Source organism: Nonomuraea sp. NPDC003201 (assembly GCF_053590415.1).
In genome coordinates, this window is sequence record NZ_JBSFTC010000010.1 from 1 (window position 1) to 22,554 (window position 22,554).

Below are 22,554 nucleotides of genomic sequence, written 5' to 3' on the forward strand. Positions count from 1 at the left end.
GTGCGGACGCGGGGGACCTGCTCGGCGCCTACCGCACCGCGCTCGCCGTACCGACACCAGGTCGGCCCACGCGCCGGGCACCAGCAGCCCCGCGTCGGGGAAGCCGAGGGAGGCGTGGCCGGCGACGGTCGCGGCGGCGAGCAGGTCGGCGGCGCTCCAGTTGCCGCGCCTGCCGCTGCGCAGCCGCTCGTCGAGCTCGACCCCGCGCGCCTCCTCGAACAGGTCGATCACGGCGTGGCTGTCGGAGCCGAGCGTGATCTGCGCGCCCCGGTCGGCGGCCGCCCTGGCCGGGCCGATGCCGTCGGCGAGGTCGCGTTCGGTGGTGGGGCACATGCAGATGTGCGTGCCGGACTGGGCGATCAGCTCGATGTCCACGTCGGTCAGGTGGGTGGCGTGCACGGCGGTCGAACGCGGCCCCAGGGCGCCCCGCTCGTGCAGCACCTGGACCGGCGTGGCCGCGTACATCTCCACGCAGGCGGCGTTCTCGGCCGGCTGCTCGGACACGTGCATGTGCAGGGGGCCCGCGTGCCGGTGGGAGAACTCGGCCACGACCGGCATCTGCTCCGGCGGCACCGCGCGCACGGAGTGGATGGCCGCGCCGATCTCCACGTCGGGCTGCCCCTCGTAGGCCGCCGCCAGGTCGTCGGCCCTGACCGCCCAGCGCTCGGCGTCGCCGTCGGTGAAGCGCAACTGCGCGCCGGTGAGCGGGGCGCCGATGCCGCCGGTCAGGTAGCAGGTGTCGAGCAGCGCGATGCGCAGGCCCGCCTCGCGGGCCGCTCGGACCAGCGCGTGGCCCATCTCGTTGGCGTCGCCGTACGGGCGGCCGTCCGGCCCGTGGTGCAGGTAGTGGAACTCGCCCACGCAGGTCACCCCGGCCAGCGCCATCTCGGCGTAGACGGCCCTGGCCAGCTGGAGGTAGGAGTCGGGCTCCAGCGCCCCCGCCACCTCGTACATCCGCTCGCGCCAGGTCCAGAAGTCGCCCTTGCCCTCCTGGGCGGTGCCGCGCAACGCGCGGTGGAAGGCGTGGGAGTGGGCGTTGGCCAGGCCGGGAACGGTGATCCCCGGCAGGCGTTCGGCCGTGCCCGGCGGGCCCTGGCCGACGCTCGCGATCCGTTCGCCCTCGACCCCGATGAGCACGCTCTCCGCGACTCCGCCGGGGAGCCAGGCCTGTTCGCACCAGTAGGTCAGCGGCACAGGTCCTCCAGCACGTCCGCGAGTGCGACGACTCCCGCCTCGCAGTCTGCCCGCTCGGCGTGCTCGTCGGGGGAATGGGACACGCCGGTGGGGTTCCTGACGAACAACATCGCGCTCGGGACGCCCGCCGAGGCCAGGATCCCCGCGTCATGACCTGCCCCCGTGGGCAGGACGGGCGCGGGCGTGTCGCCTCCCGCGACCCCGGCCAGGCGTTCCCTGAGCGGCACGTCGAAGTCGACGACCGGCGTCCACGACTCCTCCCGCACCGTGGCCCCCGCCTCCTCGGTCAGCTCGGCGACGAGGGCGCGCACGGCGGCCTCGTCCGCCCCGCGGGCGTCGAGCCAGGCCGAGACCAGGCCGGGGATGGCATTCGCGTTGCCCGGCGAGACGCGTACCTTGCCGACCGTGGCCACCACGTCGCGGCGTGCCGCGGCCGCGCGGGCGGCCAGCACCATGCGGGCGAACGGCAGCATCGGGTCGTCCCGGTCGGCCAGCCGGGTGGTGCCCGCGTGGTCGGCCCGGCCGTGGAAGTCGAAGCGCCAGCGTCCGTGCGGCCAGATCGCCGCGGCCACGCCCACCGGCCGCCCCTCGTGGACGAGCGCCTGCCCCTGCTCGACGTGGAGCTCCACGAACGTGCCGACCGTGGCGAGCGTCTCGTCGTCCCGCCCCAGCTCGTACGGCGCCCGCCCGGCCTTCGTCATGGCGTCGGCCAGCGTGTCGCCGGAGTCGTCGGTGAGCGCGAGGGCCCGCTCGGGCGCCAGCACGCCCGTGAGCAGCCTCGACCCCATGCACGGCACCCCGAACCTGGCGCCCTCCTCGTCGGTGAAGCAGGCCACGCCGACCGGCTTGGCCGGTGTGGTCCCGCGCTCCCTCAGGAGGTCCAGGGCGGCGAAGGCCGACACGACCCCGAGCGGACCGTCGTACGCGCCGCCCTGCCGTACGGAGTCGAGGTGGCTCCCGGTCACCACGCCGGGCCGGCCGGAAGGGTCGCCCCACCATGCCCAGAGGTTGCCGTTGCGGTCTTCGCGCAGGTCGAGCCCCCGTCGCCCGGCCTCGCCCGCGAACCACTCGCGTAGCTCCATGTCAGCGGCCGACCAGGCGTCCCTGACGTAGCCCCCGGTCGCCGGATCCCGTCCTATGTGCGCGAGTGGTTCAAGCATGACCCCACTGTAGTGAATGGATCCATTCAGTTGACAGGCCCTCCCCTGGGACGGAGGGTCAGCTCGGTGAGGTGGGCGTCGGGGCCCGCGGTGACGGCGGCCAGCACGGCCCGCGCCACGCTCTGCGGCGTCAGGTACTTCTCGGGCTCGAACTCGCCGCCCTCGTAGCTACGCAGCTCGCGCTGCATGTCAGTGGCCGTCCGGCCCGGGTAGACGGTCGTCACCCTCAGCCGCGGCTCCTCCAGCCGCAGCGCGTCGGCGAACGCCTTCAGCGCGAACTTGCTGGCCGCGTAGGCGCCCCACTCGGGGTTGGCCCGCTGCCCCGAACCCGAGTTGACGCAGACCACGTGCCCCTCGGCCCGGCGCAGGGCGGGCAGCAGCAGCCGGGTCAGCTCGGCGACCGCGACGACGTTCACCTCCAGCGTCTCGCGCCACGCGGCGGCGGGCAGGTCGGCGATCCGGCCCATCCGGTTGATCCCGGCGGAGTGCACGAGCACGTCGAGCCGTTCGATCCCGGCGACGTCCGCCTCCGTGACCCCTGTCAGCTCCGCCGGCCAGACCCGCGCATCGGGCAGCCCGGCCGCCACGGCGGACAGCGACTCCTCGTCGCGGCCGTTGAGTATCACGTGGTGCGTGGGGCCCAGCGCCTCGGCCACGGCCGCGCCGATCCCGCGCGAAGCGCCTGTGACCAGCGCAGTCGGTCGTTCGTTCATGGAGATCAGCCTATTGGTGTTGACATCTATACAAATTTGAATACAAACTTTTAGCCCATGTCGTCGACACGGATCCTGATTCTCGGTTCTCTGCTGGAAGGCCCCATGAACGGCTACGGCGTCCGCAGACGGCTGGAGTCGATGGGCACCGAGCACTGGGCGAATGTGGCCTTCGGCTCGATCTACCACGGGCTGAACAAGATGGCCGAAGAGGGCCTGCTGGCGGTCGTCGAGGCCGGAAAGGGCGGCAAGGTGGTCTATGAGATCACCGAGGCGGGCCGGGCCGAGTTTCATCGCCTGCTGCTGCAGTCCTGGTATGAGATCAAGCCGATCATCGACCCGTTCCAGGTGGCGCTGACGTTCATGAACCGGCTGGAAAAGCAGGAGATTCTCGACGCGCTTCGTAGCAGAATGCTACGGCTCAGGATGTATGTCGACAGCTACGAGCACATGTTCGGCGCCAAGCAGCGCTACGGCGCGCCCAAGCACATTGACGAGAACCTCCGCTTGACCAGAGCCATGGTCCAGGCCCAGCTCGACTGGGTCGAGCAGGCGATCGGCCAAGTCGAGGCGGACGAGTTGCCCTGAAGGAGCTGAACCCCCCAATGATCATTCAGGCGCAGGGCCTGCGAAAGACGTTCACCACCAGGAGCAGGAAGGGCACGCAGACCGTCGAGGCCGTCCGCGGGGTGGACCTCGAGGTCGCGCAAGGCGAGATCTTCGGCGTGCTCGGCCCCAACGGGGCCGGCAAGACCACCACGATCAGGATGCTCTCCACGCTGATCGCCCCCGACGCGGGCACGGCCACCATCGCGGGCCACGACCTGCTCAAGGAGCCCGGCGCCGTCCGGCGCAAGCTCGGGTACGTGAGCCAGGCCGGCGGCGTGGAGGACACCACGAGCGCCAGGGCCCAGATCATGATGGCCGCCAAGATCCACGCCATGGCCGACCCGAAGCAGGCCACCGCGGAGGTGCTGGAGCGCTTCGACCTGACCGAGATGGCCGACCGCCCCGGCCGGACCCTGTCGGGCGGGCAGAAGCGGCGCGTGGCCATCGCGATCGGGCTGGTGCACAACCCGCCGCTGCTCTTCCTCGACGAGCCCACCACCGGCCTCGACCCGCAGAACCGCGCCAACCTCTGGGACCGCATCAGGCAGCTGCGCGAGGCCGGCACGAGCGTGCTGCTCAGCACCCACTACCTCGACGAGGCCGACGCGCTGTGCGACCGCCTCATGATCGTCGACCACGGCCAGGTCGTGGCCGAGGGCACCCCCGGGGAGCTCAAGCGGGAGGTCTCCGGCGACGTGATCACGCTCAGGGTGGACGACCCGGAGCGGGCCGCGGACACGCTCAAGCCGTACGCCCGCGAGACCCGCGTCGACGAGGACCTGCTGCGCGTCTACGTCGACGACGGCGAGCACACCCTGCCCGCGCTGCTGCGGGCCCTTGAGGAGCAGGGGCTGGGGCTGAGCTCGATCGCGCTCGACCGCTCCACGCTCGACGACGTCTTCCTGGCCAAGACCGGCCGTTCCCTCCGCGACACCGGAGCCGCCTCATGATCCGCCACACCGTCCTGTTCACCGGCTACGAGCTGAAGAAGTCGTTCAGCAACCCGATCTGGCCGCTGTTCGGCATCATGCAGCCGGTGCTGTACCTGCTCATGTTCGCGCCGCTGCTCAAGTCGCTGACGCCGGGCGGCTCGACGGTGGACGCGCTGCGGATGTTCACGCCGGCGTCGATGATGATGATCGCGGTCTTCGGGGCGCTGTTCTCCGGGTTCGGGCTGATCGCCGACCTGCGCAACGGCTCGCTCGAGCGGTACGCCGTCAGCCCCGCCTGGCGGCCGGCCATCGTGCTCGGGCGGGTGGCCAAGGACATGGTCGTGCTGGTCTGCCAGGCGATCCTCGTGCTCGTCGTGGCCATCGCGATGGGCGTGCGCATCGGGGCTGTCGAACTGCTGCTGGTGCTGCTGCTCATGGCCGCCACCGGGCTGTTCGCCTCGGGGCTGTCCCAGGGGCTGGCGCTGACCGTACGCGACGAGAACGGCATGTCGCAGACGCTCAACCTCTTCATGCTGCCGATCATGCTGCTGGCCGGGCTGTTCATCCCGATCTCGTTCGCGCCCGGCTGGATGCAGACGCTCGCCCCGATCAACCCGCTCTACCACGCGGTCGAGGCGGGGCGGGCGCTGTTCGCGGGGCGGTTGTCGGACTCGTCGATCCCGATCGCGTTCGCGGTGTTCATCGTGCTGGCGCTGCTCACCACGATCTGGTCGATGCGCTCGCTACGCAGGATCGCCGGGTAGGAACGTACCGGTCTCGTCGGTCATCCGTTCGTACTCCTCGAGCCTGGCCTGGGTGCGCAGCGGCGCCGCGTCGGCCATGGCCTCGACCAGGGCCATGGCCAGGGCGAGCGGCGCCGCGTGCGAGTCGAACACGAGCCGGTCGCCGACGGGGGCGTCCAGCACGACCTCCGCCGGAAAATCCGCCTTATCCGTTATGGCCGCCACTCGCAGCCCCATCTTCTCCGCGTACTCCAGCGCCTGCACGGCCTCCGCCGGATACCTCGGCAGGACCACGGCCACCACCCACTCCGCGCCCGCCCTGCGGGCCGCGTGCAGCCCGTCGACCAGCTCCGACCCGCCGTGCGTGAGCAGCCGCACGTCGGGGTGGATGCGGCGGGCGTAGTAGGCGAAGGTGGTGGCCAGCCCGCAGGAGACCCGCAGCCCCACGACGGGCAGCGGCTCGGTGGCGGCCAGCTGCTCGCCGAGCTCCTTGAGCGGGAAGGCCGCCAGCCGCTCCCTGACGGTCGCGAGGTTGCGGATCTCGCAGTCGATGGCCCCGCGCAGCAGGCTCTCCTGCGGCTCCACCACCGTCGCGCCGCCCAGCACGAGCGGGCGCAGCGCCTGCCGCAGCTCGGGATATCCGGCGAACCCCAGCACCATCGCGAACCGGGTCACGGACGGCTGACTCACCCCGGCCCGCTCGGCCAGCTCCACGCTGGACAGGAAGATCGCCTCATCGAGATGCTCGGTGAGGTAGTGCGCGATCCTCCGCTGCACGGGCGACAGCCTCCGGCCATCCAGCAGCACGCTCAGCCCACCGTGATATCCGTCCGCCACGCCACCTCCAACGCTTCCCACCCCGCATTCTCATCCCACCGCCCTCACGACCCCCACCAGATGGGTGGCGGAAGCGCGATGGGTCAGGATTCGCGCATCGGGATGCGGACGCCGCGGGCGGCGGCCACGTCGGCGGCCTCCTCGTAACCCGCGTCCACGTGCCGCATGACCCCCGTCCCCGGGTCGTTGGTCAGCACGCGGTTGAGCTTCTCCCCCGCCAGCGCGGTCCCGTCGGCCACCGTCACCTGGCCGGCGTGGATGGACCGCCCGATCCCGACCCCGCCCCCGTGGTGGATGGACACCCAGGCGGCCCCCGAGGCCGTGTTGAGCATGGCGTTCAGCAGGGGCCAGTCCGCGATCGCGTCCGACCCGTCCGCCATGGCCTCCGTCTCGCGATACGGCGAGGCCACGGAGCCGCTGTCGAGGTGGTCGCGCCCGATCACGATGGGCGCCCGCAGCTCGCCCGAGGCCACCATGTCGTTGAAGCGCTCCCCCGCGACGTTCCGCTCGCCGTACCCGAGCCAGCAGATCCGCGCGGGCAGCCCCTGGAAGTGGACCTTCTCCCCGGCCTTCCTGATCCACCGGGCGAGTCCCTCGTTCTCGGGGAAGAGCTCCAGGATGGCCCGGTCGGTCGCGGCGATGTCGGCGGGGTCCCCGCTCAGGGCGGCCCACCGGAACGGGCCCTTGCCCTCGCAGAACAGCGGCCTGATGTAGGCGGGCACGAACCCCGGGAAGTCGAAGGCCCGCCCGTAGCCGGCCAGCTGCGCCTCGCCCCGGATGGAGTTGCCGTAGTCGAACACCTCCGCCCCGGCGTCCTTGAACCCGACCATCGCCTCCACGTGCCGCGCCATCGAGGTCCGGGCCCGCTCGGTGAAGCCGGCCGGGTCCTTGTCCCGCTCCGAGGCCATGTCCTCGAAGGCGACGCCCAGCGGCAGGTACATCAGGGGGTCGTGCGCCGAGGTCTGGTCGGTGACGATGTCGATCTCGGCCCCGCGGGCGAGCAGGTCGGGCACGGCCTCCGCGGCGTTCGCGACGACCCCGATGGACAGGGGACGGCGCTCGTCGCGCGCCGCGTACGCCAGCCGGAGCGCCTCGTCCAGCGACGACGCCTCCACGTCGAGGTAGCGGTGCTCGATCCGCCGGGTGACCGAGCGCGGGTCGCAGTCGAGGCAGATCGCCACCCCGCCGTTCATGGTGACGGCCAGGGGCTGGGCGCCGCCCATCCCGCCGAGCCCGGCCGTCAGCGTGATCGTCCCGGCCAGCGACCCGCCGAAGCGCTTCGCCGCCACGGCCGCGAACGTCTCGTACGTCCCCTGCAGGATGCCCTGCGTGCCGATGTAGATCCACGACCCGGCGGTCATCTGCCCGTACATGGTGAGCCCGGCCGCCTCCAGCCGCCGGAACTCCTCCCAGTTGGCCCAGTCGGGCACGAGGTTGGAGTTGGCGATGAGCACCCGGGGCGCCCACTCGTGGGTGCGGAACACGCCCACCGGGCGCCCCGACTGGACCAGGAGGGTCTCGTCGCCCTCGAGCGTCGTCAGCGTCCTGACCATCGCGTCGAACGACGCCCAGTCACGCGCCGCCTTGCCCGAGCCGCCGTAGACGACCAGCTGCTCGGGATGCTCGGCGACCTCCGGGTCCAGGTTGTTCTGGAGCATGCGGAGCGCCGCCTCCTGCGGCCACCCCTTGGCGGTGATCGTCGTGCCTCGTGGCGCGCGCACGCTGCGGCTCATGGTGACCCTCCTGAATGAAAACATTCACATTTGTCACCCGCAGGGTACAACGGCTACAGCAGTATGAACCTAGCTGACGAGGAACTGGGTGGCCGCCAGCTCCCGGTAGAGCTCGTCCTCCCCGACCAGCGAGTCGTGCGTCCCGACCGCCCGTACGCCGCCCCCTTCCATGACCACGATCCGGTCCGCGTTCGTCACGGTGGACAGCCGGTGGGCGATCACCAGCACGGTCGTCTCCGTGGCCACCTCGGCGATGACCTCGCGCAGCCGCAGCTCGTTGACCGCGTCGAGCTGGGAGGTGGCCTCGTCGAGCAGCAGCAGCCGGGGCTTGCGCAGCAGCGCCCTGGCGATGGCGACGCGCTGGCGCTCGCCGCCCGACAGCAGCACGCCGCGGTGCCCGACCGGCGTCTCCAGCCCTTCGGGCAGCCTGTCCACCAGGTCGTCGAGCCTGGTGCGGGCGAGGGCCCGGCGCAGCTCGTCCTCGGTGGCGTCCTGGGCGGCGAAGAGCAGGTTCTCCCGGAGGGTGCCGGCCAGCACGGGGGCGTCCTGCTCGACGTACCCGAGGGCGGCCCGCAGCTCGCCCAGCGGCCAGTCGCGGATGTCGCGACCACCGATGGTGATGAGCCCCTTCTGGTGGTCGTAGAAGCGCTCGATCAGCGCGAACACCGTCGACTTGCCCGCGCCCGACGGCCCCACCAGCGCGGTCAGCCCGCCGGGCGGCACCTCGAAGGTGACCCCGTCGTGCACGGTCGGCCGGTCGTCGCCGTACTTGAAGACCACGTCCCGGAACGTCACCCCGACCGGCTCGGAGGTCCCCGCGACGGCGGCGCCGACCGGCTCCGCGGGCAGGTCCTCGATCTCCTTGATCCGCTTCATCGCGGCCAGCCCCTGCTGGAGCTGGACGCCGCCCTGGACGAGCTGCCCGATCGGCGGCACCAGGTAGAACAGGTACAGCAGGAACGCGATCAGCGACGACACCTCAAGCGTCCCCGACGCGACCCGGGCCCCGCCGACGGCCAGCACGGCGAGGAACGCGATCTGCACCGCCATCCACGTCGCCACTCCCGCGAGCGACGTCCACCCGGCGACCTGCAGCCCCCGGTCGCGGGCGCGCACCGCCGCGTCGCCCACCACCGCGATCTCCCGATCCTCCGCGCCGCTGGCCTTGACGGTCCGGTACGCCTGCAGTGCCCGGTCCAGCACGGCCCCCATCTCGCCCACGGCCTCCTGGGCATGGGTCTGCGCCCGCTGGATCCTCGGCATGATCAGCGCGACGAGCCCGCCGATCACCACCACCACGAGCAGCGTGACCAGCAGCAGCACGCCGTCCATGGTCGCCATCATGATGATCGCCCCGACCAGCATGAACGTGGCGCTGACGGACTCGACGATCCCGTTGGTCAGCACGGCCCGCAGCAAGGTCGTGTCGCCCGTCACCCGCGACAGCAGGTCGCCGGGCTTGAGCCGGTCCACGTCGGCGACCTTGAGGCGCAGCATCCGGTCCACGAGCTTGCGCCGGGCGCCGAGCACGATGCCCTCGCCCGTGCGCTCCATCAGATAGCTTCCGGCGGCCGACACGACCGCGCCGATCAGCACCGCCGCGGTCAGCCCCAGCAACGGCCCGGCCATCGAGCCGGTCTCGCCGAACGCGTCCACGACGTATTTGGCCAGCAACGGCATGGCGAGACCCGCCGCCGAGCCGATCAAGCCCAGTAATCCGCCCAGGATCAGGATCTTCCGGTGCGGGCGGACGTGGGAGAGCAACTCCTTGACCACCACATCTCCTTCCACGACATGTCTCGACTTGCTCTAACGAACGGGACCGCGCGATCCGCACCGCTTCGACAGGGTCAACCTAGATTGACGACTTAAGTATGTCAACTTTCGTTGACCCTCATTCTTGAGGAGGAGGCGACATCCGGAAGCGTCCGGCGGACGAATAGGGCGTCGAGGAACCCGGCCGGAACCTCGCAGTAAACGATCAGCCCTTCCGAAAGGACCGAAAATGGAGCTCCGGATCAACCGGCGCGCTCTAGTCGGACTTGGCCTCGCCGCAGCTGTCGCCGCGTCGTCGTTGGCCGTGCTCCGCACCGACTCCGGCATCGCTTCCTCGCACCGCGAGGCTCCCATGATCGCGGGCGACCCCCAGCACGACAACACCGACGTGTACGCGTTCGTGAGCCCTGACAAGGCCGACACGGTGACCCTGCTGGCCAACTGGATCCCGTTCGAGGAGCCTCACGGCGGCCCGAACTTCTACCCGTTCGCCACCAGGTCCCGCTACAACATAAAGATCGACAACGACGGTGACGCCAGGCCCGACATCACGTACGAGTGGACGTTCCGCAACGAGGACAAGCGCGGCAACACCACGTTCCTGTACAACAACGGCCCCGTGACCTCGCTCGACGACCCGAACCTGCTCTTCCGCCAGCGCTACACGCTCAGGAAGATCACTCCCAGCGGCACCCGGACGCTGGTCCACGACGGCATCGTCGCGCCGAGCAACGTCGGCCCGGCCTCGATGCCCGACTACGGCACCCTGCGCGCCCAGTCCATCAAGAGCCTGCCCGGCGGCGGCAAGTCGTTCGCCGGCCAGGCCGACGAGGCGTTCTTCCTGGACCTGCGCGTGTTCGACCTGCTCTACGGCGGCAACCTGTCCGAGGTCGGCCAGGACACCACCCGGGGCTACAACGTGAACAGCGTGGCCCTCCAGGTGCCCTCCTCCGAGCTGGCGCTCAAGGGCGACGTCAGGCGCAACCCGGTGATCGGCGTCTGCTCGACCACCGACAAGTTCAACGGCAGCAGGTACGTGCAGGTCTCGCGCCTGTGCAACCCGCTGGTGAACGAGGTCGTCTCGCCCGCCGGGCTCAAGGACGCCTTCAACGCCCTGCCCCCGGAGAAGGACGCCGACGTGGCGCCGCTGGTCAAGCGGGTCCTCGACCCCGAGGTGGCCAGGCTGCTGGAGGCCATCTACGGCATCAAGGCCCCCGCGACCCCGCGCAACGACCTGGCCGAGATCTTCCTGACCGGCATCGCCAAGCAGAACGGCCCGATCAAGGCCGACCTGAACTCGCAGGTGCTCAACAAGGACGCGGGCAAGCTGCGCCCCTCCGAGATGCTGCGGCTGAACATGGCGATCCCGCCCGCGAAGGACCCGAACCGCCTCGGCGTGCTGGCCGGCGACCTGCAGGGGTTCCCGAACGGCCGCCGTCTCATCGACGACGTCGTGGACATCGAGCTGCAGGCCGTGGCCGGCGCCGCGGTGACCGGCAAGCTCGTGCCCGGGCTGACGGACAAGGTGGACAGGAACGACAAGCCGATCCTCCAGTCGTTCCCGTACATCCCGCTGCCCGGCAACGTCGCGGTGAACCAGCGCTGACTCCCCGACCGGCCTGCTCCCTCTCCAAGCGGGCCGGTCAGCCCCCGGCGGCAGACCACCCTTCTCCCACCGTCTGCCGCCGATCTGAGGCCGGCCGGCCGTGCTCCCCGTCACGGCCGGCCGGCCAACTCCCCAGCACCCTGGAGCCTTGGACATGCGTGCCTTCGTGATATTCGCCGGGCTTGCCCTCATCGGGGCCATGACCTTCACGATCCTGTCGTTCTCGGCGGCGCCCGCGCCGGGGCCGGTGGCGGACAAGCCGTTCACCGAGACGCTGCAGGCTCGGCTCAAGCGCCTGCCGGGCGACTACCGCGGCTGGGCCCAGCTCGCCACCCAGTACGTCGACCAGGCCAGGATCACCGGCGACCCGTCGTACTACACGAAGGCGGAGGGCGCGATCACCACGGCCGCCAAGCTGCGGGCCGAGGACGACGCGGTGCTCACCGGCCAGGCGGCGCTGGCCGCCGGGCGGCACGACTTCGCCGAGGCGGTGCGGCTGGCCGAGCGCGCGATCGGCGTCAACCCGTACGGCGCGCCGGCCTACGGCGTGCTGGCCGACGCGCGGACCCAGCTCGGGGACCTGCGCGGGGCGCGGCGGGCCGTGGACGAGATGCTGGGCCTGCGCCCCGGGGTGGCGGCCTTCGCCCGCGCCTCGTACGCGGCCGAGCTGCGCGGCGACAGGGCCGGAGCCCGCAAGTACCTCGAAATGGCGCAGAACGACGCCTGGCAGCCGGCCGACCTCGCCTACGCCCGCTACTACCTGGGCGAGCTGGCCCTCCACTCCGGCGACCTGTCCACGGCGGCCGGCTGGTACGCCAAGGCCCTGCAGGCCTACCCCGGCTACACCCCGGCGCTCGCGGGCCAGGCCAGGACCGCCGCGCTGAGCGGCCGCCTGACCGAGGCGCTCGGCCTCTACCAGAGCGTCGTCGAACGCCTCCCGCTTCCCCAATACCTGATCGAGCAGGGCGAGACCCAGATCAAGGCGGGCCGGCCCGCCGACTGGACCCTGCTGAAGGCGCAGCGCAAGCTGTTCCAGGCCGCGGGCGTGCGTGACGACCTGACCTGGGCCGAGTTCGAGGCCGACCACGGGGACCCGGCGCTGGCGGTCGAGCACGCCAGGGCCGAGTACGCGCGCAACCCGAACCTCGTCGCCGCCGACGCCCTCGCGTGGGCCCTGTTCAAGGCGGGCAAGCCGGCCGAGGCGCTGCCGTACGCCGAGAAGGCCACGGCGACCGGCTGGCAGAACCCGCTGCTGAAGTACCACCGCGCCAAGATCGAGCAGGCGCTGGGCCGGTCCGTCAAGGTGGACGCCGGCTTCGACCCGACACTGTCCGCACTGGCGAGGTTCTCATGAGAGTCATCCGGCTCGGCCTGCTGTCCGTCGCGATGGGTCTGGTGCTGTCGCTGGGCCTGAGCGTCGTCCTGGTCGCCGCGGCCAAGGCCGCGCCCGTGGCCATGCACCCGCTGGGCAGCTTCACCGTCAACCACTACAACGGGCTGCGGATCTCGCCCTCCGACGTGCGCAACCTCGCCGTCGTGGACGCGGCCGAACTGCCCACGCTGCAGGCCAAGCCGCAGGTGGACGCCTCGTACGGGGCCCGCCGCTGCGGCGCGCTGGCCGCCGCCCAGCGGCTCACGGTGGCGGGCCGGACGGTGCCGTGGCTGGTGGCCGGCTCCGCCTTCGCCTACGCCCCCGGCCAAGGAGGCCTCCAGACCAGCCGGCTGACCTGCCGGCTCGTGGCCGAAGTCCGTGCCTCGGGGGCCGTGGAGTTCGCCGACGGGTTCGAGCAGGACAGGATCGGCTGGCGGGAGATCACGGCGGTGGGCGACGGGGTGCGCCTGGTCCGCTCGTCGGTGCCGGCGGTGAGCGTGAGCAAGGAGCTGCACGCGTACCCCGAGGACCTGCTGGCGAATCCGCTCGACCAGCGCACCGCGACGATGACCGTCGCGCCCGGCGCGGGCCTGCCCGGCCAGGGCGGCTCCGGCGCTCCCGGCGGCGGCGTGTCCGGCGGGATCGGCATCGGCGGGCCGATCGGGGACGCGCTGGCCGCCCTGGACCGGACGTTCGCCGGGCTGATCGGCTCCGACTCGCTGACGTTCCCGCTCGGGCTGCTGGCGGTCGGGCTGGCCGTGGTGCTGGGCGCCGGGCACGCGCTGATCCCCGGGCACGGCAAGACCATCATGGCCGCGTACCTGGCCGGACGGCGTGGGCGACCGCGCGACGCGCTCGTGGTGGGCGCGACGGTGACGGCCACGCACACGGTCGGGGTGCTGGTGGTGGGGCTGCTGCTGAGCGCGTTCACGGCGCTGGCGGGCGAGTCCGTGCTGGCGTGGCTGGGGGTGGCCAGCGGCGTGCTGATCGCCGTCATCGGCTTCCGCCTCCTCCTGAACGCCCGCCGCGGCACCTCCCCGCACGGCCGCGGCCACGGTCATGGACACGGCCACGGTCATGGACACGGTCACGGTCATGGACACGGTCACGGTCACGGTCACGGTCATGGGCACGGGCACGGGCACGGGCACGGCCACGGTCACGACGGCGAGGAGGCGACGAAACGGGCAGGGCTGGTGGGGCTCGGCATCGCGGGCGGGCTCGTCCCCAGCCCGTCGGCCCTCGTCGTGCTCCTCGGCGCCATCGCGCTCGGCCGCACCTGGTTCGGCGTGGCGCTGGTGACCGCGTACGGCATCGGCATGGCCGCCACCCTCACCGCCACCGGGCTCCTGCTGGTCAAGCTGGTGGACCGCCTGGAACAGCGCGCCTCGGCGGGCCGCCGCCTGGCCGCCAGGCTCTCGGGCCTGGCCCCGGTGGGCACGGCCGCGATGGTGGTGCTGCTCGGCGCGGGCCTGGCCCTCCGCTCGGTGGCCACCCTCTAGCGTCCGTACATCTACGCCTATATAGTCATGTCCATGACTACTCATGGACATGACTATTCATGGCTCTGAGGCATGCCATGCTGGCGGCCCTGCTCGGCGGCGAGTACAGCGGCTACCAGCTCACCAAGATCTTCGACGTCGGCGTCTCCAACTTCTGGTACGCCGCCCCGCAGCAGCTCTACGCGGAGCTGACCAAGCTGGAGGCCCACGGGCTGATCGCGGGCCGGGAGGTCGTCCAGACGGGCCGGCCCAACAAGCGGGTGTTCACGGTCACCGAGGCCGGGGCCGCCGAGCTGGCGGCCTTCGCCGCGACCCCGCCCAAGCCCCTGCTCATCCGCGACGACCTCGCCGTCAAGGTGCACGCCGTGGACCACGTCGACCCGGGGCCCGTGATCGAGCAGCTCCGGGAGCGGGCCGAGGAGGCCGCGGTCAGGCTCGCCTTCTTCGAGCAGACCCTCCTGCGCGTACGCGGTGACCTGGACGAGGAGACGTTCCTGCGCCGGGGCGAGCGCGTCGGCCCCTACCTGTCCTGCCTGGCCGGCTGCCGCCTGGAACGCGAGATGCGCGACTGGTGCCTGGAGACCGCCCGGACCCTGACCGGACGCGCGGCCCACACGGAGAGGACGACGCCATGACCTACGTGCGTTACGTCGCCATCGGCGACAGCCAGACCGAGGGCCTCGGGGACGGCGACGACGTCACCGGCCACCGCGGCTGGGCCGACCGCCTCGCCGAGCACCTGGCCGCCGCCGACCCGGACCTGCTCTACGCCAACCTCGCGGTCCGCGGCCGCCAGGCGGCCGAGATCCAGGCCGAGCAGCTGCCCGCCGCCCTGGCGCTGCGCCCCGACCTGGTCACGGTCATGGCGGGCATGAACGACATCATCCGCCCCGGCTTCGACGCCGCCGTGGTGGCGGGCATCGTGGAGGACATGATCGTCCGGCTGACCGCCGAGGGCGTGCACGTGGTCACCATGACCTTCCCCGACATCGCCAGGATCGCGCCGATGGCCCGACCGCTCCGGCCCAGGCTGATCGAGTTCAACGCCCGTGTCCGCGTCGCCGCCGCCCGCCCGGGGGTCACGCTGGTGGACACGTTCCCGCTCGACTTCACGGACGCCCGGATGTGGAGCGCCGACCGGCTGCACGCGAGCCCGGCCGGGCACACCCGCTTCGCCGCCGCCGTCGCCCACGCCCTGGACCTGCCCGGCAGCGACGACACGTGGATGGCGGCCCTGACACCGCTGCCCGCCCCGGGCGCCTGGCGCGCGGCGTCGACGGAGCTGCGCTGGCTGGCCACCTTCGCCGGCCCGTGGATCGGCCGCCGCCTCCGCGGCCGGTCCTCCGGCGACGGCCGCACCGCCAAACGCCCGCTGCTCACCCCGGTGATCGCCGGAGGTCAGGCGATGTCCGGCGCATCCGGGTCGTCGTAGCCGAGGTCCCCGCCATCCGGCTCAGGTGTGCCGGCGGCCGCGCCGCGTGGAAGGGAGATCGTGACGCCCTGAGAGGAACTCCTGGAAGGCGATCTTGGCCCTGATCGCCGGCCGCCGCCACCGTTCCTCCCGGTGGATGGCCTTGGCCATCTTGCGCGGCGAGCGCTGGGCGAAGAACCAGCGGGCCCACGGGGAGCCGGGGCGGGCCAGCCGTATCGCGCCCACCACCAGCATCGGCGGCACGAACAGGCCGGCCATCCCCGTCCAGATCTTGCCCTTGAGCAGGGTGACGACGGCGAGCGCCAGGTTGGCCACGATGAGCGCGCCGGGGTTGACCAGGGTGCCGTAGTCCCAGGTCAGGGGGCGCAGGCCGATGAGGAGCAGGCCGGTGACGGCGATCGCGATGAAGACCGCGTCCACCGAGGTGCGCCCCTCCTCCTCCCAGTACACGTCGTGCAGGTGCAGGATCAGCGCGAACTCGTCCAGCACGAGCGCCGACCCGATGCCGAAGACGGAGGCCGCGACGGCGTAGCCGACCTGCGAGGCGGAGGACACGATGAGCCCGCTGACCCCGCCGACCAGCATCAGCACGACGCCGAACACGATGTGGTGGATGTGCATCTCGCCCACGTTCAGGTTGCGGAACCAGCCGACCTTCGCCCTGATCAGGCGGACGTTGATGCGCGTGGCGATGAACGCCACGATGAGCGTGACGAAATAACAGAACAGCGGCAGCCGTCCTGTGGCGACGATGTTGTGCTCGAACCAGTTCTCCATGACTCTAGAAAGAGATGGTACGAGGGCCCCTGCACCTTCTAGACCGTCAAGCGAGGAAGGCCCGCAAAAGGGCTGCTGTGCCCTCCAGGTGCTCGGTGACCGCCCGGCGGGCCCCGTCCGGGTCCCCGGCCAGGATGGCGTCCACGATGGCCTGGTGCTGGCTCGCGGCATGATCGAGGTTGACCTGGAGCATGGGGATCGCGTTCAGCAGGTCGCTCACCCGCGAGCGGGCGTCCGCGCACGCCGTGGCGAGCAGGGTGGAGCCGGTCAGCTCGGCGATGGACAGGTGGAAGGCCGTGTCGAGGCGGCGGTAGTCCTCGATCGGGGCCTCGTTCAGCTCCGACAGCCGGCGGAGCAGCACCTCCCGCCTGTCGTCCGTGAGGCGGGAGGCGGCCAGCACCTGGGCCGCCCCGCACTCCACCGCCAGGCGGAACGTGAGCGCGTCCGACAGGTCGTCGCTGCCCATCTCGGCCACGACCTGCCGCAGCTCGCCCGCGTCCGGTTTGGGGGGAACGTACGTGACGAAGGCTCCCCCGTAGCGACCCCTCCGCACGTCGAGGTAGCCCGCGTCCGACAGCGCGCGGATCGCCTCGCGCAGGGTGACCCGGCTGATGCCCAGCCGCACGGCCAGCTCGCGCTCCGGCGGGAGCTTGTCGCCGGGCGGGACCACACCGAGCTTGATGGCCTGGAGCAGCCGTTCCACCGTCTCCTCGAAGGCGTTGCCGGCCCGCACCGGGCGCAACACCGTCATCAAACGCGCCGACTCGTCCAACGTGTCCTCAGGTCTTGACAACGGATCCCGCGTACACATCAATGGTCTAAGACTAGCCCAATCAACGGGAAAGCGCCTCTGACCAGATCGGAGCGGGGATAGCGTGAGCGAGCGATCGAGCACCGGGTTCCTTTCCGTCAGCGAGCTGCGCGACGAGGTGGCGCTCGGGCGCATCGACACCGTGCTCCTCGCGATCGCCGACATGCAGGGCAGGCTGCAGGGCAAGAGGCTGTCCGCCCGCTATTTCCTCGAAGAGGTGCTGCACCACGGCTCCGAGGGGTGCAACTACCTGCTCGCCGTCGACGTGGACATGAACACCGTCGGCGGCTACGCGATGTCGTCCTGGGAGCGGGGCTACGGCGACTTCGTGATGAAGCCGGACCTCGCGACGCTGCGCAGGGTGCCCTGGCACGAGGGGACCGCCATGCTCATGGCCGACCTCGCCTGGGAGGGCGGTGGCGACGTGACCGCCTCGCCCCGGCAGATCCTGCGCAGGCAGCTCGCCCGCCTCGCCGAGCGGGGGCTGGCCGCGTACGTGGGCACCGAGCTGGAGTTCATCGTCTACGAGGACAGCTACGAGGACGCCTGGAAGCGCGGCTACCGGGACATGTCACCGTCCAACCTCTACAACGTGGACTATTCGCTGCTCGGCACCGCCCGCATCGAGCCGCTGCTGCGGCGGATCCGCCAGAACATGGAAGGCGCCGGCCTGTACGTCGAGTCCGCCAAGGGCGAGTGCAACCTGGGCCAGCACGAGATCGCCTTCCGCTACGACGAGGCGCTCAGGACCTGCGACCACCACGTCATCTACAAGAACGGCGCGAAGGAGATCGCCGCCCAGGAGGGCAAGTCGATCACCTTCATGGCCAAGCCCAACCAGCGCGAGGGCAACTCCTGCCACATCCACATCTCGCTGCGCGGCGGCGACGGGGATCCGGTGATGGCGGGCGACGGGCCGTACGGGCTCTCCCCGCTCGGCGCCCGCTTCATCGCCGGGCAGCTCGCCTGCCTGCGCGAGCTCACCCTCCTGTACGCCCCCAACATCAACTCCTACAAGCGCTACGTCCCCGGCAGCTTCGCGCCCACGGCCGTCAAGTGGGGCGTGGACAACCGCACCTGCTCGCTCCGGCTCGTCGGCCACGGCCCGTCGCTGCGCGTGGAGAACCGGGTGCCGGGCGGCGACGTCAACCCGTACCTCGCGGTGGCCGCGCTGATCGCGGCCGGGCTGCACGGCATCGACAACGAGCTGCCGCTGGAGAGCGCGTTCGAGGGCAACGCCTACGACTCCGGCGCCGAGAGCGTGCCCCACACGCTGCGGGACGCGCTGGCGCTGTTCGAGGGGTCGAAACTGGCCCGCGAGACGTTCGGCGAGGACGTGGTCGAGCACTACGCGAACAACGCGCGCGTGGAGCTGGCCGCGTTCGACGCGGCGGTGACGGATTGGGAGCTGTTCCGTGGTTTCGAGCGGATGTGAAAGAAGCACATGAAGATCGTTAATCCGGCGACGGAAGACATCCTGGCCGACGTCGAACTGGCCGACGCCGCCGAGGTGGACCGGGCGGTGGAGCGTGCCAGGGCCGCGTACGCGACCTGGCGCGAGGTGTCGCCCGGGGACCGGGCGCGGCTGCTGCGCAGGTTCGCCGATCTGGTGGACGAGCACGGCGAGGAGCTGGCGCGGCTGGAGCTGGCCAACTCCGGGCACCCGATCGGGAACGCCCGGTGGGAGGCCGGCAACGTCCGCGACGTGCTGCACTTCTACGCCGGCGCCCCCGAGCGCGACCACGGCAAGCAGATCCCGGTGCCGGGCGGCGTGGACATCACGTTCCAGGAGCCGCTGGGCGTCGTCGGCGTCATCGTGCCGTGGAACTTCCCCATGGTGATCATGACCTGGGGTGTGGCCCCGGCGCTCGCGGCCGGCAACACGGTGATCGTCAAGCCGGCCGAATGGACCCCGCTGACCGCGCTGAGGCTGGCGGAGCTGGCCCTCGCCGCGGGCCTCCCCGAGGGGGTGCTCCAGGTGCTGCCTGGGGCAGGGGAGGTCGCGGGGGCCCGGCTCGTCGAGCATCCCGGCGTGGCGAAGATCGTGTTCACCGGCTCGACCGAGGTGGGCAAGGAGATCGCCGCCAAGGCGGCCCGGCAGGTCAAGCGCGTCACGCTGGAGCTGGGCGGCAAGTCCGCCAACATCGTCTTCGCCGACGCGGACCTCGACAGGGCCGCGAGGACGGCGCCGTACGCGGTCTTCGACAACTCGGGCCAGGACTGCTGCGCCCGCTCCCGCCTCCTCGTCCAGGCCGAGGTGTACGACGAGTTCATGGAGCGCCTGACGGCGGCCGTGCGGGGCGTCACGGTCGGCGACCCGCTCGACGAGGGCACCGAGATGGGCCCGCTGATCAGCGCCGAACACCTCGACCGGGTCCGCGGCTTCGTCCAGGGCACCCCCTACCTGCAGGGATCCTGCCCCGAGGGCAAGGGCTTCTGGTTCCCGCCGACCGTGCTGACGCCGGAGCTCACCGACCCGGCCTTCACCGAGGAGATCTTCGGTCCTGTCATGTCCGTGGTGCGCTTCGAGGACGAGGCGGAGGCCGTACGCATCGCGAACGACACCCCGTACGGACTGAGCGGCTCCATCTGGACCCGCGACGTCGGGCGGGCGCTACGCGTGGCCAGGGCCGTCGAGTCGGGCGCGCTCTCGGTCAACTCGCACTCGTCGGTCCGCTACTGGACCCCCTTCGGCGGCTTCAAGCAGTCCGGTCTCGGCAGGGAGCTCGGCCCTGACGCCCTGGCGGCGTTCACCGAGACCAAGAACGTCTTCATCTCCTGGGAGTGAAAGTGCAGCGTTTGCAGGATCGGGTGGCCGTCATCACCGGCGCGGGCAGCGGCATCGGGCTGGCCACGGCACGCAGGTTCGCCGAGGAGGGCGCCAAGGTCGTCTGCGTGGACATCGACGAGGAGGCCGGCGTCAAGGCCGCGAACGAGGTCGGCGGCCTCTTCGTCAAGGCCGACGTCACCGACGAGGACGACGTCGTCAGGATGTTCCGGACCGCCTTCGACACCTACGGCAGCGTGGACATCGCCTTCAACAACGCCGGCATCTCGCCGCCCGACGACGACTCGATCCTGGAGACCGGCATCGACGCCTGGCGCCGGGTCCAGGAGGTGAACCTGACCAGCGTCTACCTCTGCTGCAAGCACGCCATCCCGTACATGCGGCGGCAGGGCAAGGGCTCGATCATCAACACCGCGTCGTTCGTGGCCGTCATGGGGTCGGCGACCTCGCAGATCTCGTACACGGCGTCCAAGGGCGGCGTGCTGGCGATGTCACGCGAGCTGGGCGTGCAGTTCGCCCGGGAGGGCATCAGGGTGAACGCGCTGTGCCCCGGGCCGGTGAACACGCCGCTGCTGCAGGAGCTGTTCGCCAAGGACCCGGAGCGGGCGCAGCGGCGGCTGGTGCACATCCCCGTCGGGCGCTTCGCCGAGGCCTCGGAGATCGCGGCGGCGGTGGCGTTCCTGGCCAGCGACGACGCGTCGTTCATCACGGGTAGTGAGTTCCTGGTGGACGGGGGCATCTCCGGCGCCTACGTCACGCCGCTGTAGCTCTGGTTCGGTCTGGTTTCTCGGGGGTCATATCGTGCAGCATCCCGTCATCGGCATCACGTCGTACGTGGAGCCGGCGAAGTTCACGGTCTGGGACATGACCGTGGCGCTCCTGCCGTACATGTACGTGGAGCAGGTCGTACGCGCCGGCGGGCAGCCGATCGTGCTGCCGCCGGCCGGCGAGCCCGGGCAGGTCGTCGGCCGCCTGGACGGCCTGATCCTGGCCGGTGGCGGGGACGTCGATCCGGCCCGGTACGGGCAGGAGCCTGTGGATCAAACCGGCTATATCCGCAAATTTCGTGATGAGGCGGAGTTTGGGCTGATCGCGGCGGCCCTCGACGCCGGCCTGCCGTACCTCGGCATCTGCCGCGGCCTCCAGGTGCTCAACGTCGCCCTCGGCGGCAGCCTCCACCAGCACCTCCCCGACGTCGTGGGGCACACCGGCCACTCCCCCGCCCCCGGCCGGTTCGGCCCGCTGCCCGTCACGCCCGTCCCCGGCAGCCGCCTGGCCAAGGCGCTGGGCACGGAGCCCGTGACCGTCCCCCACTACCACCACCAGGCCATCGACCGGCTCCCGCCCGGCCTCACGGTCACCGCCACCGCCGGCGACGGCACGATCGAGGCGGTCGAGCTGGACTCGGCCCCCTTCGCCGTGGCCGTGCAGTGGCACCCCGAGGCGGCCGAGGACGGCGCCCTCTTCGAGGCGCTCGTGTCAGCCTGCTGAGCCTCCCGGGCTCATCCGACCGGGCTGAGCACGCCGTTCAGGGCCACGGCCCCGGCGCCGTGCTTGGCCTCCAGGTCGCGGCGCCGCTCGTCGGAGGCCACCCAGACCTGCGCGTTCACCTGGTTGCTCCGCACGCTGGACGACACCGAGACGAGACCGTCCCCCAGTTCGGACTGGACCTCCCGCTGGATCGCCTCCAGCTCGCTCTGGCTGCGCGCCGCGCCGCTGAGGCACAGCGCGCCGCCCCACACCTCACGGATCCACGCCTCGCGGCCGGACAGGTCGCCGGTGAACTTCAGGTTGAGCACCAGCCGCCGCGGGTCGTTCGACTCCGGTGACTCCGCGGGGAGCCCCTTCATGTAGCTCTGGTCGAGCCAGGCGCCCGCGAACTCCTCGGCCGTGCCGGCCCGCGCCATCGCCTGGTCCAGCGCCTGCTGCGTGGCCCTGGCGGGATCGACCGGCCGCCAGCCGCCCTCCGGTGCCGGGCACGGGCTGGTGAAGTCCTCCGCGTGAGCGGAGGCCGCCTTCCTGGGGGCGCCCGGCGGCTCGGTGAGCGTCAGCCTGGTGCCGTCCCAGGTGCCCACGACGCGGTACTCGCCCCACTTCACGCCGCCCTGCGACTCGTGATCCACCTTGTTCCAGTCCCAGCCGACGACATCCGGGCCGCCGCACTGCGGTGGGGCCGACTGCATGACCATCATGCACAGCTGCGGTCCGTGCCCGCCGCCTTCGAGCACCGTCAGGTTCGCCTCGTAACGGGGAGGGGATCCGGCCTCCGATGCGCCACAGCCCGCGAGGGTCAGGGTGGTCAGCAGGCCGACAGCCGCCGTTCGCCGATTCATATCCTTTCGACGTCACCACCCCCCGGAGTGGTTCATGAGCAATCAGAACGCGACAACAACCCCATCGCGGCACTAGGCTGACGAGCATCACCGGCGAAACCGTGCGGGAGAGCGCCCTGACAGCCGGTCAGGGTCCCTGAAGGAGCAAGCCCTCCCCGCAAACCTCTCAAGGCAAAGGACCGCACGGCCTTTGGTGACCTCTGGAAAGCAGGCCCGCGGGGTCTCGCCGAAGGTGA

21 protein-coding genes and 1 riboswitch are annotated in these 22,554 nt (G+C 71.4%); of the genes, 12 read left to right on the top strand and 9 right to left on the bottom strand.

The features are described 5' to 3' along the window. The 3 genes from ACWDX9_RS06830 to ACWDX9_RS06840 all read right to left on the bottom strand — a co-directional run. The coding region (locus ACWDX9_RS06830; protein ID WP_449949867.1) for a formimidoylglutamate deiminase at nt 1-1,194 on the bottom strand (1,194 nt) is incomplete at its 3' end. Beyond that, nucleotides 1,185-2,354, bottom strand: coding sequence for an allantoate amidohydrolase (locus ACWDX9_RS06835; protein WP_449949870.1), 1,170 nt, complete (start codon nt 2,352-2,354; stop codon nt 1,185-1,187). The genes ACWDX9_RS06830 and ACWDX9_RS06835, both read right to left, overlap by 10 nt. A 26-nt stretch (nt 2,355-2,380) precedes the next feature. Continuing rightward, entirely contained in the window at nt 2,381-3,067 is a 687-nt protein-coding gene (locus ACWDX9_RS06840; protein WP_449949873.1) for an SDR family oxidoreductase, read from the bottom strand. Nucleotides 3,068-3,124: 57 nt separating this feature from the next. On the opposite strand from ACWDX9_RS06840, the gene ACWDX9_RS06845 reads away from it, so the two are divergent. Genes ACWDX9_RS06845 through ACWDX9_RS06855 form a run of 3 tightly spaced genes read left to right on the top strand, consistent with a single transcriptional unit; the run spans nt 3,125 to nt 5,372 of the window. Further along, on the top strand, nt 3,125-3,655 hold the full coding sequence (locus ACWDX9_RS06845; protein ID WP_449949876.1) for a PadR family transcriptional regulator: 531 nt from the start codon (nt 3,125-3,127) through the stop codon (nt 3,653-3,655). Between the two features lie 17 nt (nt 3,656-3,672). Next, nucleotides 3,673-4,626: an ATP-binding cassette domain-containing protein gene (locus tag ACWDX9_RS06850; protein WP_449949879.1), complete on the top strand. Its 954-nt coding sequence runs from the start codon at nt 3,673-3,675 to the stop codon at nt 4,624-4,626. Next, nucleotides 4,623-5,372, top strand: a complete 750-nt coding sequence (locus ACWDX9_RS06855) for an ABC transporter permease (RefSeq protein WP_449949882.1) — start codon at nt 4,623-4,625, stop codon at nt 5,370-5,372. The genes ACWDX9_RS06850 and ACWDX9_RS06855 overlap by 4 nt, the downstream gene beginning before the upstream one ends. On the opposite strand, the gene ACWDX9_RS06860 is transcribed toward ACWDX9_RS06855, so the two are convergent. The 3 genes from ACWDX9_RS06860 to ACWDX9_RS06870 all read right to left on the bottom strand — a co-directional run bounded on the left by ACWDX9_RS06860 (nt 5,352) and on the right by ACWDX9_RS06870 (nt 9,697). Next, a complete protein-coding gene (locus ACWDX9_RS06860) occupies nt 5,352-6,188 on the bottom strand; it encodes a MurR/RpiR family transcriptional regulator (protein WP_449949884.1) in 837 nt (278 codons plus the stop codon). The two genes, ACWDX9_RS06855 and ACWDX9_RS06860, sit on opposite strands and share 21 nt — an antisense overlap. 83 nt (nt 6,189-6,271) lie before the next feature. After that, complete coding sequence (gene hutU / locus ACWDX9_RS06865; RefSeq protein WP_364250931.1) at nt 6,272-7,921, bottom strand: urocanate hydratase; 1,650 nt, start codon at nt 7,919-7,921, stop codon at nt 6,272-6,274. Between the two features lie 69 nt (nt 7,922-7,990). Next, the gene (locus ACWDX9_RS06870; protein WP_449949887.1) at nt 7,991-9,697 is read right to left on the bottom strand and encodes an ABC transporter ATP-binding protein; all 1,707 of its coding nucleotides are present in this window, start codon (nt 9,695-9,697) and stop codon (nt 7,991-7,993) included. Between the two features lie 229 nt (nt 9,698-9,926). On the opposite strand from ACWDX9_RS06870, the gene ACWDX9_RS06875 reads away from it, so the two are divergent. The 5 genes from ACWDX9_RS06875 (at nt 9,927) to ACWDX9_RS06895 (ending at nt 15,609) form a co-directional block, all read left to right on the top strand. Further along, nucleotides 9,927-11,303, top strand: coding sequence for a DUF4331 domain-containing protein (locus tag ACWDX9_RS06875; RefSeq protein WP_449949890.1), 1,377 nt, complete (start codon nt 9,927-9,929; stop codon nt 11,301-11,303). Nucleotides 11,304-11,457: 154 nt separating this feature from the next. Beyond that, nucleotides 11,458-12,657, top strand: a complete 1,200-nt coding sequence (locus ACWDX9_RS06880) for a tetratricopeptide repeat protein (protein WP_449949893.1) — start codon at nt 11,458-11,460, stop codon at nt 12,655-12,657. Beyond that, nucleotides 12,654-14,177 carry a nickel/cobalt transporter gene (locus ACWDX9_RS06885; RefSeq protein WP_449949895.1) on the top strand — a complete coding sequence of 508 codons (1,524 nt, stop codon included), beginning with the start codon at nt 12,654-12,656 and terminating at the stop codon, nt 14,175-14,177. The genes ACWDX9_RS06880 and ACWDX9_RS06885 overlap by 4 nt, the downstream gene beginning before the upstream one ends. Nucleotides 14,178-14,236: 59 nt before the next feature. Further along, nucleotides 14,237-14,812 carry a PadR family transcriptional regulator gene (locus tag ACWDX9_RS06890; RefSeq protein ID WP_449949898.1) on the top strand — a complete coding sequence of 192 codons (576 nt, stop codon included), beginning with the start codon at nt 14,237-14,239 and terminating at the stop codon, nt 14,810-14,812. Further along, nucleotides 14,809-15,609, top strand: coding sequence for an SGNH/GDSL hydrolase family protein (locus ACWDX9_RS06895; RefSeq protein WP_449949901.1), 801 nt, complete (start codon nt 14,809-14,811; stop codon nt 15,607-15,609). Before ACWDX9_RS06890 ends, ACWDX9_RS06895 begins: the two co-directional genes overlap by 4 nt. A 21-nt stretch (nt 15,610-15,630) precedes the next feature. On the opposite strand, the gene ACWDX9_RS06900 is transcribed toward ACWDX9_RS06895, so the two are convergent. Then, on the bottom strand, nt 15,631-16,386 hold the full coding sequence (locus ACWDX9_RS06900; protein ID WP_449949903.1) for a hypothetical protein: 756 nt from the start codon (nt 16,384-16,386) through the stop codon (nt 15,631-15,633). A gap of 46 nt (nt 16,387-16,432) precedes the next feature. Next, nucleotides 16,433-17,137 (bottom strand): FadR/GntR family transcriptional regulator, encoded by a 705-nt coding sequence (locus ACWDX9_RS06905; RefSeq protein ID WP_449949905.1) that lies wholly within the window; start codon nt 17,135-17,137, stop codon nt 16,433-16,435. 124 nt (nt 17,138-17,261) lie between these two features. Between ACWDX9_RS06905 and ACWDX9_RS06910 the strand changes: the two genes are divergently transcribed. The 4 genes from ACWDX9_RS06910 to ACWDX9_RS06925 are packed head-to-tail and all read left to right on the top strand — an operon-like array spanning nt 17,262 to nt 21,476. Further along, nucleotides 17,262-18,632, top strand: a complete 1,371-nt coding sequence (locus tag ACWDX9_RS06910) for a glutamine synthetase family protein (protein WP_449949908.1) — start codon at nt 17,262-17,264, stop codon at nt 18,630-18,632. Nucleotides 18,633-18,641: 9 nt separating this feature from the next. Next, nucleotides 18,642-19,985, top strand: a complete 1,344-nt coding sequence (locus ACWDX9_RS06915) for an aldehyde dehydrogenase family protein (RefSeq protein ID WP_449949911.1) — start codon at nt 18,642-18,644, stop codon at nt 19,983-19,985. 2 nt (nt 19,986-19,987) lie between these two features. After that, nucleotides 19,988-20,752, top strand: coding sequence for a 3-oxoacyl-ACP reductase (locus ACWDX9_RS06920; protein ID WP_449949913.1), 765 nt, complete (start codon nt 19,988-19,990; stop codon nt 20,750-20,752). 34 nt (nt 20,753-20,786) lie between these two features. After that, nucleotides 20,787-21,476, top strand: coding sequence for a gamma-glutamyl-gamma-aminobutyrate hydrolase family protein (locus tag ACWDX9_RS06925; RefSeq protein WP_449949916.1), 690 nt, complete (start codon nt 20,787-20,789; stop codon nt 21,474-21,476). An 11-nt stretch (nt 21,477-21,487) separates the two neighbouring features. Here the strand turns inward: ACWDX9_RS06925 and ACWDX9_RS06930 are convergent, their stop codons facing one another. Next, entirely contained in the window at nt 21,488-22,318 is an 831-nt protein-coding gene (locus ACWDX9_RS06930; protein ID WP_449949918.1) for a hypothetical protein, read from the bottom strand. A 94-nt stretch (nt 22,319-22,412) separates the two neighbouring features. Beyond that, nucleotides 22,413-22,510, top strand: a riboswitch (glycine riboswitch). Nucleotides 22,511-22,554: the final 44 nt, after the last annotated feature.

What these genes read in the sequence shown, in the direction of transcription:
- ACWDX9_RS06845 (WP_449949876.1), top strand. Translation starts at nt 3,125, where the DNA reads ATGTCGTCGACACGGATCCTGATTCTCGGTTCTCTGCTGGAAGGCCCC.
- ACWDX9_RS06855 (WP_449949882.1), top strand. Translation starts at nt 4,623, where the DNA reads ATGATCCGCCACACCGTCCTGTTCACCGGCTACGAGCTGAAGAAGTCG.
- ACWDX9_RS06850 (WP_449949879.1), top strand. Translation starts at nt 3,673, where the DNA reads ATGATCATTCAGGCGCAGGGCCTGCGAAAGACGTTCACCACCAGGAGC.
- ACWDX9_RS06890 (WP_449949898.1), top strand. Translation starts at nt 14,237, where the DNA reads ATGGCTCTGAGGCATGCCATGCTGGCGGCCCTGCTCGGCGGCGAGTAC.
- ACWDX9_RS06930 (WP_449949918.1), bottom strand. Translation starts at nt 22,318, where the DNA reads ATGAATCGGCGAACGGCGGCTGTCGGCCTGCTGACCACCCTGACCCTC.
- ACWDX9_RS06900 (WP_449949903.1), bottom strand. Translation starts at nt 16,386, where the DNA reads ATGGAGAACTGGTTCGAGCACAACATCGTCGCCACAGGACGGCTGCCG.
- ACWDX9_RS06905 (WP_449949905.1), bottom strand. Translation starts at nt 17,137, where the DNA reads ATGACGGTGTTGCGCCCGGTGCGGGCCGGCAACGCCTTCGAGGAGACG.
- ACWDX9_RS06915 (WP_449949911.1), top strand. Translation starts at nt 18,642, where the DNA reads ATGAAGATCGTTAATCCGGCGACGGAAGACATCCTGGCCGACGTCGAA.
- ACWDX9_RS06835 (WP_449949870.1), bottom strand. Translation starts at nt 2,354, where the DNA reads ATGCTTGAACCACTCGCGCACATAGGACGGGATCCGGCGACCGGGGGC.
- hutU (WP_364250931.1), bottom strand. Translation starts at nt 7,921, where the DNA reads ATGAGCCGCAGCGTGCGCGCGCCACGAGGCACGACGATCACCGCCAAG.
- ACWDX9_RS06880 (WP_449949893.1), top strand. Translation starts at nt 11,458, where the DNA reads ATGCGTGCCTTCGTGATATTCGCCGGGCTTGCCCTCATCGGGGCCATG.
- ACWDX9_RS06895 (WP_449949901.1), top strand. Translation starts at nt 14,809, where the DNA reads ATGACCTACGTGCGTTACGTCGCCATCGGCGACAGCCAGACCGAGGGC.
- ACWDX9_RS06840 (WP_449949873.1), bottom strand. Translation starts at nt 3,067, where the DNA reads ATGAACGAACGACCGACTGCGCTGGTCACAGGCGCTTCGCGCGGGATC.
- ACWDX9_RS06885 (WP_449949895.1), top strand. Translation starts at nt 12,654, where the DNA reads ATGAGAGTCATCCGGCTCGGCCTGCTGTCCGTCGCGATGGGTCTGGTG.
- ACWDX9_RS06875 (WP_449949890.1), top strand. Translation starts at nt 9,927, where the DNA reads ATGGAGCTCCGGATCAACCGGCGCGCTCTAGTCGGACTTGGCCTCGCC.